General features: G+C 35.5%; 10 protein-coding genes. 6 read left to right on the top strand and 4 right to left on the bottom strand.

Annotation, left to right across the window (positions count from 1 at the left end; all coding sequences use genetic code 11):
• Positions 1-16 precede the first annotated feature (16 nt).
• Entirely contained in the window at positions 17-1,264 is a 1,248-nt protein-coding gene (locus tag LNQ34_RS10555; RefSeq protein ID WP_202700646.1) for an ABC transporter permease, read from the bottom strand.
• A 166-nt stretch (positions 1,265-1,430) separates the two neighbouring features.
• On the opposite strand from LNQ34_RS10555, the gene purH reads away from it, so the two are divergent.
• The 6 genes from purH (at position 1,431) to rodA (ending at position 8,684) form a co-directional block, all read left to right on the top strand.
• Entirely contained in the window at positions 1,431-2,957 is a 1,527-nt protein-coding gene (gene purH / locus LNQ34_RS10550) for a bifunctional phosphoribosylaminoimidazolecarboxamide formyltransferase/IMP cyclohydrolase (RefSeq protein ID WP_229999635.1), read from the top strand.
• A gap of 54 nt (positions 2,958-3,011) precedes the next feature.
• The gene (locus LNQ34_RS10545) at positions 3,012-4,040 is read left to right on the top strand and encodes a rod shape-determining protein (RefSeq protein ID WP_017498379.1); all 1,029 of its coding nucleotides are present in this window, start codon (positions 3,012-3,014) and stop codon (positions 4,038-4,040) included.
• Between the two features lie 108 nt (positions 4,041-4,148).
• On the top strand, positions 4,149-4,973 hold the full coding sequence (gene mreC / locus LNQ34_RS10540) for a rod shape-determining protein MreC (protein ID WP_017498380.1): 825 nt from the start codon (positions 4,149-4,151) through the stop codon (positions 4,971-4,973).
• Positions 4,966-5,472, top strand: a complete 507-nt coding sequence (locus LNQ34_RS10535; protein ID WP_026110182.1) for a hypothetical protein — start codon at positions 4,966-4,968, stop codon at positions 5,470-5,472. Before mreC ends, LNQ34_RS10535 begins: the two co-directional genes overlap by 8 nt.
• Positions 5,469-7,433, top strand: coding sequence for a penicillin-binding protein 2 (gene mrdA, locus LNQ34_RS10530; protein WP_229999633.1), 1,965 nt, complete (start codon positions 5,469-5,471; stop codon positions 7,431-7,433). The genes LNQ34_RS10535 and mrdA overlap by 4 nt, the downstream gene beginning before the upstream one ends.
• A gap of 15 nt (positions 7,434-7,448) precedes the next feature.
• A complete protein-coding gene (gene rodA / locus LNQ34_RS10525; RefSeq protein WP_202700643.1) occupies positions 7,449-8,684 on the top strand; it encodes a rod shape-determining protein RodA in 1,236 nt (411 codons plus the stop codon).
• 202 nt (positions 8,685-8,886) lie between these two features.
• On the opposite strand, the gene LNQ34_RS10520 is transcribed toward rodA, so the two are convergent.
• The 3 genes from LNQ34_RS10520 to LNQ34_RS10510 all read right to left on the bottom strand — a co-directional run bounded on the left by LNQ34_RS10520 (position 8,887) and on the right by LNQ34_RS10510 (position 12,160).
• Entirely contained in the window at positions 8,887-9,567 is a 681-nt protein-coding gene (locus LNQ34_RS10520; protein ID WP_017494825.1) for a DedA family protein, read from the bottom strand.
• A 129-nt stretch (positions 9,568-9,696) separates the two neighbouring features.
• Positions 9,697-10,038 (bottom strand): heavy-metal-associated domain-containing protein, encoded by a 342-nt coding sequence (locus LNQ34_RS10515; RefSeq protein ID WP_229999632.1) that lies wholly within the window; start codon positions 10,036-10,038, stop codon positions 9,697-9,699.
• Between the two features lie 115 nt (positions 10,039-10,153).
• A complete protein-coding gene (locus tag LNQ34_RS10510) occupies positions 10,154-12,160 on the bottom strand; it encodes a TonB-dependent receptor plug domain-containing protein (RefSeq protein WP_229999630.1) in 2,007 nt (668 codons plus the stop codon).
• Positions 12,161-12,243 lie beyond the last annotated feature (83 nt).

Below are 12,243 nucleotides of genomic sequence, written 5' to 3'. Positions count from 1 at the left end.
TTTTTTAGCAGAATGCCTACATCCCGGTTCGAATGGCTTCAACCGGATCCAGATTTGCAGCAGATATCGCAGGTAATATCCCTGAAACCAAACCTATAAATGCCGCGAGAGTGGTTCCTAAAATTATATTCCCGAAACTAAGAACAAATTCAAAATCAAGCACTTTTGTTAAGACCAGTGCAATTCCCCAAACCATCACCAAACCTATTATTCCACCAATAACAGAAAGAATTACTGCTTCAAACAAAAACTGAAATAAAATGAATCGGTTTTTAGCTCCCAGTGATTTCTGAATTCCGATTAAATTGGTTCTTTCTTTTACAGATACAAACATAATATTGGCAATTCCAAAACCACCTACCAAAAGAGAAAATCCACTGATAATCCATCCCACAACATTCATCTGTCCTAAAATTCCATCTATAAAATCGGTAAATCCGGAAAGTACATTAATAAAGAAATTATCCATTTCTCCGGCTTTCATACCACGAATAGCTCTTATTTTTTGTGCCACCTGTGCCTTATAAGCATCCATGTCAATCCCTTTTACAGGCTTCACAACAATTACGGGTGTCATGGCATCACTATCACCATACATTCGGCGTAAAAAATTGGATGGCAAATAAACCGATGTATCATTACTGTCGCCAAAAAAACCCGCTCCTTGTTTTGCAATTACACCAATTACATTAAAACGTTGTCCGTACAAACGGATACTCTTCCCAATGGGATCACTTGTACCGAAAAGCCCTTCAGCAATTTCATAACCCAAAACAATAACAGCCGCACCGGAATTCGACTCAGATTCGGTATAAAATCTCCCCTTATCAAAACTTAACCCTTCAATATCTACAATTTCATTCGACGAAGGGATAATATTTACATCACTTACAGTTTTTGAATCGTATTTTAAACTTTCGTGTTTTACAAAAAGCTGATACGCCACCTGATCCGTATTGGTCAATGAATTTTTCAGCCCTACATACTCATCGTATTTCACATTTGGAAACTGATCTCTTTTCCATTGTGGAATTTCAGAAGGTCCAAAACTAAACTTCATTAAATAAATTGTATTTTTATCTAAGCTACTCAAATCTTTAGAAATTTTACGATCTAAAGAATCGACCGCCGCCAAAACAGCAATAATCGAAAAAATTCCGATCGTAACACCCAATAACGACAACAACGTTCGCAGTTTATTATTTCGCAGCGCATTTACGGCAAAACCTAAACTTTCTTTTAATAATCTTAGATAAACAAGCATATAGTCGTATTTTTCAATAAAGTAAAATTCAATAATTTAAAATCAAAAACCTAATAAAAGTTAACTTACTCATCAGTAGATTTTTTTAGCATAATGTTACATTAATTTTCTTTAAAATAATATATAAAAAAACTACTTTTGCAGTCTCAAAAATCATAACTACACGATGAGCACAACTAAAACAATACAATCGGCATTAATCTCTGTTTTTTCAAAAGACGGCTTAGAGCCAATCGTTAGAAAATTACACGAACAAAACGTAACACTTTACTCGACCGGAGGAACCGAAGATTTCATAAAAAACCTTGGCATTCCTGTTGTTCCTGTTGAAGACATTACTTCTTTCCCTGAAATTCTTGGAGGAAGAGTAAAAACACTTCACCCGAAAATCTTTGGTGGAATTTTAAACCGTCAGGATAACGAAAGTGACGTTCAGCAGATGAAAGAATTCGATATTCCTCAGATTGATTTAGTAATTGTTGATTTGTATCCGTTCGAAAAAACTGTTGCTTCAGGTGCAAGTGAACAGGATATTATTGAAAAAATTGACATTGGCGGAATTTCTTTGATCCGTGCCGGTGCTAAAAATTTCAAAGACACTGTAATTGTTGCTTCGGTAAACGAATACAGCCTGCTTTTAGATTTGATTACAAAACAAAATGGAGCAACTACTCTTGAAAACAGAAGATTATTGGCTACCAAAGCATTCCACGTTTCGTCTCACTACGACGGAGCTATTTTTAACTATTTCAACACTGACGAAACCATTTACAAAGAAAGTATTGCAGATGGTCAGGTTTTAAGATACGGTGAAAACCCTCATCAAAAAGGATTCTTCTTTGGCGATTTTGACGCTATGTTCAAAAAAGTTCACGGAAAAGAATTATCATACAACAACTTATTAGATGTTGATGCAGCAGTAAACTTAATTAATGAGTTCAAAACTGACGGCCCAACATTTGCCATTTTAAAACACAATAACGCTTGTGGTTTAGCTTCAAGAAAAACAATTAGTGAGGCTTATTTAGCAGCGTTGGCTTGTGATCCAACATCTGCTTTTGGCGGAGTTTTGATTGCAAATACTAAAATTGATGTGACAACAGCAGAAGAAATCAACAAATTATTCTGTGAAGTGGTAATCGCTCCAAGTTATGACGAAGAGGCAATTACAATACTACAAGAAAAGAAAAACAGAATCATTTTGATTCAAAATGAAGTTGAATTACCAACAAGACAAGTAAGAACATGTCTTAACGGATTGTTAATTCAGGACAGAAATAATATTACAGATACTAAAGAGCATTTAAAAACCGTTACTATTACTGAGCCTACAGCTGAAGAAATAGAAGATTTGATATTTGCTTCAAAAATTTGTAAAAACACCAAATCAAATACAATCGTATTTGCTAAAAACGGAACATTAATTTCGTCAGGAACAGGTCAGACTTCAAGAGTTGACGCTTTAGTTCAGGCAGTTGACAAAGCAAAAGCTTTTGGATTTGATTTAACGGGCGCTTCGATGGCAAGTGATGCATTTTTTCCATTTCCGGATTGTGTAGAATTAGCCAAAAAAGCAGGAATAACTGCTGTTATTCAGCCAGGAGGCTCAATAAAAGACGAATTAAGCATAAATTATTGCAATGAAAACAATCTTGCAATGGTATTTACGGGAACACGTCATTTTAAACATTAATTTGTTTAACTTTGTTCAAAATAATTTATAACATTTTAAACCCCTAAAAAACTTATGGGATTTTTTGATTTCATGACCGAGGATATTGCGATAGACCTTGGTACCGCAAACACTTTAATCATACATAATGATAAAGTTGTTATTGATAGTCCGTCGATCGTTGCACGTGATAGAATATCAGGCAAAATCATTGCTGTTGGTAAGGAAGCCAATATGATGCAAGGTAAAACGCATGAAAACATCAAGACCATAAGGCCTTTAAAAGACGGTGTAATTGCTGATTTTGATGCTTCGGAAAAGATGATCAACATGTTCATCAAAAGCATTCCGGCATTGAAAAAACGCATGTTTACTCCGGCTTTAAGAATGGTGGTTTGTATTCCATCCGGTATTACCGAAGTGGAGATGAGAGCGGTAAAAGAATCTTGTGAGAGAGTAAACGGAAAAGAAGTTTACTTAATTCACGAGCCAATGGCAGCAGCAATTGGTATTGGTATCGATATCATGCAGCCAAAAGGAAACATGATTGTTGATATTGGAGGTGGTACTACAGAAATTGCCGTTATCGCATTAGGTGGAATTGTGTGTGACAAATCTGTAAAAATTGCAGGTGACGTTTTCACAAATGATATTGTTTATTACATGCGTACGCAACACAACCTTTTTGTTGGAGAAAGTACTGCAGAGAAAATAAAAATTCAAATTGGTGCCGCAATCGAAGATTTAGATGGACCACCAGAAGACATGTCAGTTCAAGGTAGAGACTTACTTACAGGGAAACCAAAACAAGTAGATGTTTCCTACCGTGAAATTGCAAAAGCACTTGACAAATCGATTCAACGTATTGAAGATGCGGTAATGGAAACATTATCTCAGACTCCGCCAGAATTAGCAGCCGATATCTACAACACAGGTATTTATTTAGCTGGTGGTGGATCGATGTTAAGAGGTCTTGACAAACGTATTTCGCAAAAAACAGATTTACCTGTTTATATTGCTGAAGACCCATTAAGAGCTGTTGTTCGTGGAACCGGAATGGCACTTAAAAACATTACAAAGTTCAAAAGTATCTTAATCAAATAAGATCCATAATAACAATCAATATATTTTCTCGGAGCCAAATTTAAACATTTGGCTCTGATTAAATTTGAAACCAAAAGCATATCCTGAAACAAAATAACCATACAAGAAATGCAGCAAATTTTTAATTTCATTATAAGAAACAGTAATCGATTGCTGTTTTTGCTGCTTTTAGGTATTTCGTTGGCACTCACAGTTCAGTCTCATTCTTACCACAGAAGCAAAATAATCAGTTCGGCTAATTTTCTAAGCGGAGGTGTTTATGAAAGAATCAATCGCGTAAATGAATATTTGAATCTAAGAACTGAAAATGACGAACTTGTACTTGAAAACGCAAGATTAAAAAGTCTATTATTCAACAAACAAGACACCACAAAACTACCTTTGGCAGACAGTGTAAAAGGAGTTAAACCTGCGGATATTATTGTTTCAAAAGTAATTCACAACTCCTATAACACACACGAAAACTTCATCACGCTTAACTCAGGGGCAAACGATGGCGTTAAACCGGATATGGGGGTAATCAATAGCTTAGGAATTATTGGTATTATTGATGACACATCACCAAGATACGCAACTGTTGTAAGTATTTTGAACACAAAATCTCAAATCAATGCCAAGATTAAAAAGTCAAATCATTTTGGATCATTGACCTGGGACGGTAAAAGCACCGGATTTGCACAGTTAAAAGATGTTCCAAGATTAGCTTCGATCAGAAAAGGTGACACCATCGTAACCGGAGGACAATCGGTAATTTTCCCTGAAGGAATCAACATTGGAACGGTTGACAAGATCTATATTGAGAAAAACACAAGTTACTACGTTATAAATGTTAAACTGTTTAACGATATGACCAACTTGGGACACGTATACATCATCAAGAGCAAGGACAGAGAAGAACTTATTAATTTAGAAAACAAGGAGAAAAATGAATAGCGCTTTGTTACTCAATATTTTTCGATTTATTATGTTACTAGCAATTCAGGTTGTTATTTTCAATAATATGAATTTTTTAGGGTACATAAGTCCCTTCCCATATATCTTGTACATTATTTTGTATCCGGTAAACAGCAACCGAACAGGTTTGATTGTATCCAGCTTCTTACTTGGAATTATTATGGATATGTTTTGTAATTCAGGAGGAATTCATGCAGCAGCATGTCTTGTACTAGCTTATTACAGGCCTTACATTTTTAAATTCTCGTTTGGACTCAGTTACGAATATCAAACTATTAAACTGAATGACTCCTTAACTCCCGAACGATTTTCATTTATTTTAGTTTCTGTTGTATTACACCACATCGTGTTATTTATTCTCGAAGCTTTTCAATTTAAATTTATTCTGGACGTTTTACTTCGAACGTTATTTAGTTCGATTTTTACCATAATCACCTCAATTATCATAATTTACCTTATTAAGCCTAATAAACGATGAGAAAAGTTTTGCTGCCCTCTTTAATTATTATTGCAGCATCCTTGCTAGTGATCAGGATCTTTTATTTACAGATCATCGATGATTCGTTTAAGTTAAAATCCGAAAATAATGCCATAAAGAAAAAATATGACTATCCGGAAAGAGGTTATATTTATGATCGACATGGAAAATTATTGGTTGCCAACCAGGCTTCTTATGACATCATGGTGATTCCGAGAGAAATCAAAGAAAGCCTTAATATTCCTGAATTCTGTACTTTATTAAACATTACCAGAGAAGAGTACGACAAAAGAATTGCCAAAGCCAAAGTATACAGCCCAAGACTGCCTTCGGTATTTTTAGCACAGCTGAACAAAAATGAGTTCGCCGCTTTTCAGGAAAAAATTAGAAAATATGAAGGCTTTTATTTTCAAAAGCGTTCCCTTCGTGACTATGAAGTAGATTATGGCGCCAATATCTTTGGCTTCATCACACAGGTAAACGAGCGATTAATTGCCAAAAACCCATATTACAATAGTGGAGATTTGATTGGAAAGCAAGGTGTTGAAGAAAGCTACGAAGACATCCTTAGAGGTATTAAAGGTGTAAAATACATTCAGAAAGACAAATATAACAGAGAAATTGGCTCTTACAAAGAGGGTAAATACGATACTATCGCCGTAGCGGGAGAAGACATCAATTTAACAATCGATGCCGAACTTCAAAAATACGGAGAAGAATTAATGATCAACAAAAGAGGAGGAATTGTCGCTATCGAACCTAAAAGTGGAGAGATTTTGGCATTGGTAACTGCTCCTTCTTATGATCCCGGAATTTTAGTTGGAAGACAACGATCTAAAAATTACACCCTTTTATATCACGACTCTATTGCAAAACCATTATACGACAGAGGACTTTTAGCAGAGTACCCTCCCGGTTCTCCGTTTAAAATCCTTACCGGTCTGGTTGCTTTACAGGAAGGCGTTATCAACGAACAAACGACTTTTATGTGCCACCATGGGTTTAGCTATGGTAGAGGCCGTTTTATGAAATGTCACGGTTTTGGCCCTCATCAATTACACAATGGGATTTACAACTCTTGTAATACCTATTTTGCACAATCTTACATGTTAACCATTAACAAATATAACAATCCTGCTAAGGCGGTAGATGTTTGGAGTGATCACATTAAAAGTTTCGGCTTGGGACAATTTATGGGCTATGACCTGCCAACAGGTAAGAGAGGAAACATTCCAACATCAAAAACATATAAAAGAATTTACCCGAACGGAGGCTGGAGAAGTACAACTATCGTATCGAATGCTATTGGCCAGGGAGAAGTTCTAATGACTCCTATCCAACTAGCTAACATGATGGCAACGGTCGCCAATCAGGGATACTATTATACCCCTCACATCATTAAAAAGATCGAAGGAAAGAAAATTGATGCCAAATTCACCACTAAACATGTCACCACAATTGACCAAAAATATTTCCCACCAGTTATAAGTGGTTTATTTGATGTGTATAACAAAGGAACAGCTTATGCCCTTAGGGTAGAAGGCATTGATATTTGTGGAAAAACGGGTACTGCGGAAAATTTTGCAAAAATTAACGGCAAAAGAACACAGCTTAAAGATCACTCTATATTTGTGGCTTTTGCACCAAAGGATAATCCAAAAATTGCCATTGCCATTATGATTGAAAATGGAGGATTTGGAGCTACAGTGGCAGGTCCGATTGCCAGTTTAATGATTGAAAAATATCTGAGACATAAAATCACCAGGACCGATTTAGAAACAAGGGTTTTAAACAAAAGCTTAGCCAGCGAGTATGCAAAACTGGGCGGTATGAATGAAGCCAGTGCCATTGAATCTACACCAAAAGATTCTACTTTAAAAGCTAAAATTGTTCCCGTTAAACCGGTGACACCTAAAGCAGAAGTTAAAAAAACAGTATCAGACACCACTAAAAAGAACTAACAAAGATTATTTCAAATGAAAAATCAAAGTGTAAAAAATAACATTGACTGGATAAGCGTTTTTATCTACATTTCGTTGGTGATATTAGGGTGGCTCAATATCTATTCTTCCTCATTATTGTCAACCGAAGGAACTTACCAAAAGCAATTAATCTTTATCGGATGTACCATTCCTTTGATTTTTGTGGTGCTTTTTGTAGATGGAAAGTTTTACGAGAAATATGCGACTATTATTTTTGGCGTTTCACTATTGTCCTTAGCCGGTTTGTTCTTATTCGGAAAAACTATTGCCGGACAAAGATGTTGGTACGCTATTGGCAGCTTTACTTTGCAGCCGTCTGAGTTTGCCAAAGCAGCCACTTCATTGGCATTAGCCAAATATTTAAGTGATACACAAATCAACCTGAAAGACACTAACAGGCAGCTTCAGGCTTTGGCGATTGTATTTTCACCTGTATTATTAATTTTACCTCAACCCGATCCGGGAAGCGCCTTAATTTATAGTATTTTCATCATTGTATTGTATAGAGAAGGGCTGCCATCCTGGTACGTATGGACTGGATTTATTACAATCCTATTGTTTGTATTGACACTCGTACTGGAACCTTATGTAGTGATTTTAATTGCCTTGGGTATACTAACAATCATACATTTCAAAGGAAGAGTAGTTGACCGAAATATCATCTTAAGCGGTATCCTTTTAGCCGTCATTTCAGCTTTTGTTTTCTCTGTAGATTATGTTTTCGATAATGTTTTTAAACAGCACCACCGTGACCGTTTTAATATCTTATTAGGAAAAAGTGTTGACATGAAAGGTATTGGATACAACACTAATCAATCTGAAATTGCTATTGGATCCGGGGGATGGATTGGAAAAGGTTTCCTTGAGGGAACTCAAACCAAAGGAGGATTCGTTCCTGAACAACACACCGATTACATTTTCACAACGGTTGGTGAAGAATGGGGTTTTGCAGGGTCTTTAGTCGTAATCTTGCTTTTTGCCGGTTTATTTCTGAGAGTAATCTATCTGGCTGAAAGGCAAAAAACAAAATTCAGCAGGGTATACGGATATTGCGTTGCCGGAATTTTGTTTATACACTTCTTTGTTAACATTGCCATGGTTATTGGAATTTTCCCAACAATTGGGGTTCCTCTGCCTTTCTTTTCGTATGGAGGTTCCGGACTCTGGGGATTCACAATTCTACTGTTTATCTTCTTAAAAATGGATGCTAATAAGGTGAATGAATGGTAGTTTTCTTAAAGATGCTAAGCTTCTGAGATACTAAGGGGCTAAGTTTTTTTAGGTTCATAAGGATTGACAGTTTGCAGATTCTTTTAGATCCCACATTTCACATTTCACATCTTACAATTCACATTTCACAAAAGAAAAACCTATTACATAAAAAAAGTCCGAAACTTAATTGCTTCGGACTTTTTTATAGATTTTATTTGAATTATATCTTTTCGCTTGGTCTCTTTTTAAAGAGTTTTATCAATACCGGAAATGTAGATATGATAACAATTATAATAATAATGTATTCGATGTGATGTTTTAAATCTATTCCTTCTTTCAAAAACACTCCATACAGGTAGTGTCCGGCGAAGATCAGTATAAACGACCATAAGAAAGAACTTAGAACATTAAAGAACATGAATTTCTTTTTATCCATCGAAACTATCCCTGCCACAATAGGGGCGAAAGTTCTGAAAATTGGAAGAAAACGTGCATAGATAATTGCTTTTCCACCGTACTTCTCAAAGAAGTCTTTTGATTGCAATAAATATTTTTTCTTGAACCAAAAAGAGTCTTCTTTTTTAAACAAATAATAACCGCTTTTGGCACCAAACCAATATCCGGTCATATTTCCTAAAACTCCCATTATAGCAACCAGAGTCGAAAGTATAAATACATTAAGAAAATCTGTTGGTATATCAACAACATTCTGCATTAAGTCACGACTGTAAATACCTGCTAAGAAAAGTAAACTGTCTCCCGGAAGAAAAAATCCTGCAAAAAGTCCTGTTTCAGCAAAAACTATAAAGAGAACAATAAATAAACCAATTTGAACCCCTCCAATGCTTAATGTTATATAAAATTCAGGGTTGATTAATTGAGTCCAATCAAAATTATTCATAAATGCGCTTGGTTATATTTATAAGGTGGTGAAATTAACAATAATTTGCTTCAACCACAATTAAAAGCCATATTTTAAAGATAAATTAACTATTAAAAGCCCGGATACAAACCCGGGCTCTTTTGTTTTTTATTCTCTTACATATTTGCAGCAGGAATGTAGATTATCATAATCAGCATCCGTGGCTTTAACCTCTTTAGTATCATGCCCTACCTTAGCGATAACAGCATTCAAATCTGCCGTAGATGATTTTTCTTCGTTCAAAATCACCGCAAGCTGATGCGTGTTAATATCCCAAACCGCCGATTTTACACCCGGAACACTAAAAGCGGCTTTTTCAATACGCTTTTTGCATTGCTCACAAGTACCGTTTACCTCAGTTGTATACTTTAAATTTTTATTCTTTTTAGTTTGAGCCTGAGCTGAAAATCCTAAAAAAGCTACTAGTGCAATTAAAATTATTCTGTTCATCTTGTTTATTATTTAATGTTATTTTTTTTTGTTATGTGTGAAATGTTTTATGTGAGATGTAAGATGATTGAATAAAATTTTCGTGTCTCCGTAATTCACATTTTACATTTTACCTCTATTTTATCTTAAAACGCAATCCCGCGTAATACATCTGTCCAAAAATAGGAGCATACGCAACAGAAGCATCAAAATTAGGACCAAATGGATCTGAAGCTCCTAAAATAGCTTTTTCCTGCTTATAATTCCCAATGTTCTCCCCTCCTACATATACTTCAAAAACAGGAGAAAAAATTCGCGTTACCTGAACATTCATCACCGCGTACGAAGGCGAAAAATCAGGAAACTGATCTGCAGTCGGGTTTGACGCTGTATAAGGCAATTGTTGTTTTCCGGACCAGTTAAATGTATAATCAAATTTCCATTGCTTACCATCATTTACTTGGGTTTCGTACTCCAGATTCCCCAGAAAACGATGCTTCGCCTGTAACGGTCGCTGAAAAGTTCCTCGCAGATAATCCGTTTGAATGTCGTAATATTTATAAGCTGTTCTTAAATTCAGATTATGAATCAATTCGAAATTAAACTCTGCCTGAAAGCTATTGGCAAAAGAGCTTCCTTTTAAATTATAAAACAAGACATCCTGCGGACTCTGCATCAGATCTACAACCGCCTGATTCTGAAAATCGGTACGATAGAAATCAAATCCAATTTCGGAATTTTTATTAAAAAGACGGAATTTCTGAGAAAAACTTACCCCATAATTCCATGCAATCTCAGGATTCAATCCGTAAATTTTCCCACCTTGATCCAAAATTGAAAAAGTTCTCGAACTTGCAAATAGCTGCTGATTCTCGGCAAAAATATTAGCGGAACGTTTTCCTCTTCCTGCCGAAACACGAAGCACTCCATTTTTCCATGGATTGTATCGCAGGTGCAGACGCGGCGTAACAAAAACTCCCAATCGATTGTGATTGTCTACCCTACCTCCTAAAATCAAACTAAAATTATCCGTATTATCATAAGTGTATTCGAAAAATGCTCCCACAGAATTATCGATTCGGCTGTAATCGTTTGCGTTTACAAACTCCTGATACTGATCATAAGCAAAATTTAAACCCGTAGAAAACTTATGCTTCGTATTGTTAATAATCGAATTAAAAATTAAGTTCGAATAAAAACTATTTTGTCTGATATCATAAAGACTCAGTCCAAAGTAAGAGTTTTGATTATGCGTATTAAAAGCATTCTGAAAACCGATACTTTGATACGGCATATCTTTAAAAACATATCCAATTTTTGTAGAAACATCAAAACGTTCTGTATTGATTTCTGAACCCCAGTGATTTTTTGTTCCGCGATCTGTATTCTTGTCAAAATCCAATTCTCCGGTCTGTTTTTTATCATTCATATACCTGAAATTGATAAAACTTACTAAACCACTATCAGGATTGTAATATTGGTAACGGTTCAAAACATTAATTTGTTTTCCTAATGGATTATCCAAAAAACCATCGTCGTTCATATCGTTCTTTGCTACACGCGCATTACCATGAACAAACAAACTTGTCGCCCATTTATCCGACAGTTTTCTATTAAAATGAGTATTTAACTCAAAACGAGCATCTGTAGAGCCATAAGCATTTAAGAAAAACGGAATGTCGTTTAATGGTTTTAAAAGTTCGGTATTAATTTGTCCGGAAATGCTCTCATACCCATTGATAACACTCCCCGCTCCTTTTGTAATCTGAACACTTTCGATCCATGTTCCCGGGGTAAACGATAATCCGTAAGCTTGCGAAGCTCCGCGTACAGAAGGAAGATTCTCTTCGGTGATTAATAAATAAGGGCTTGTTAAGCCAAGCATTTTAATTTGCTTGGTCCCGGTTAAAGCATCTGAAAAATTCACATCAATCGAAGGATTTGTTTCGAAACTCTCGGCCAGGTTACAGCAGGCTGCTTTTAATAACTCCTTGCTGGTGATAACAGTAGTATTAGAGGTAAGCGTATAGGATTTTTTTATTCCTTTTTGCTTTTTTGTGATTTTTACTTCCTGCAAATCTTCTTGCGAAAACGCGGATACGGATAGCAAAAATGCGACAAAAAGCAGTATACTTTTTTGCATAAAAAAATGATTTAATGTTAAATAGAAGGCTGTTTCTATAGAATTTCTTCAAAAGGAGAAATAAACAAACAGCATAGCACAAG

The sequence above is a fragment of the Flavobacterium lipolyticum genome, assembly GCF_020905335.1.
GTDB classification, from domain to species: domain Bacteria; phylum Bacteroidota; class Bacteroidia; order Flavobacteriales; family Flavobacteriaceae; genus Flavobacterium; species Flavobacterium lipolyticum.
This window is presented reverse-complemented; position numbering and strand designations above follow the sequence as displayed.

Excerpts from the sequence above, each read along its gene's own strand:
- LNQ34_RS10535 (WP_026110182.1), top strand. The coding sequence starts at position 4,966 with ATGAATAGCGCTTTGTTACTCAATATTTTTCGATTTATTATGTTACTA.
- mreC (WP_017498380.1), top strand. The coding sequence starts at position 4,149 with ATGCAGCAAATTTTTAATTTCATTATAAGAAACAGTAATCGATTGCTG.
- LNQ34_RS10515 (WP_229999632.1), bottom strand. The coding sequence starts at position 10,038 with ATGAACAGAATAATTTTAATTGCACTAGTAGCTTTTTTAGGATTTTCA.
- rodA (WP_202700643.1), top strand. The coding sequence starts at position 7,449 with ATGAAAAATCAAAGTGTAAAAAATAACATTGACTGGATAAGCGTTTTT.
- purH (WP_229999635.1), top strand. The coding sequence starts at position 1,431 with ATGAGCACAACTAAAACAATACAATCGGCATTAATCTCTGTTTTTTCA.
- LNQ34_RS10555 (WP_202700646.1), bottom strand. The coding sequence starts at position 1,264 with ATGCTTGTTTATCTAAGATTATTAAAAGAAAGTTTAGGTTTTGCCGTA.
- LNQ34_RS10520 (WP_017494825.1), bottom strand. The coding sequence starts at position 9,567 with ATGAATAATTTTGATTGGACTCAATTAATCAACCCTGAATTTTATATA.
- mrdA (WP_229999633.1), top strand. The coding sequence starts at position 5,469 with ATGAGAAAAGTTTTGCTGCCCTCTTTAATTATTATTGCAGCATCCTTG.
- LNQ34_RS10510 (WP_229999630.1), bottom strand. The coding sequence starts at position 12,160 with ATGCAAAAAAGTATACTGCTTTTTGTCGCATTTTTGCTATCCGTATCC.
- LNQ34_RS10545 (WP_017498379.1), top strand. The coding sequence starts at position 3,012 with ATGGGATTTTTTGATTTCATGACCGAGGATATTGCGATAGACCTTGGT.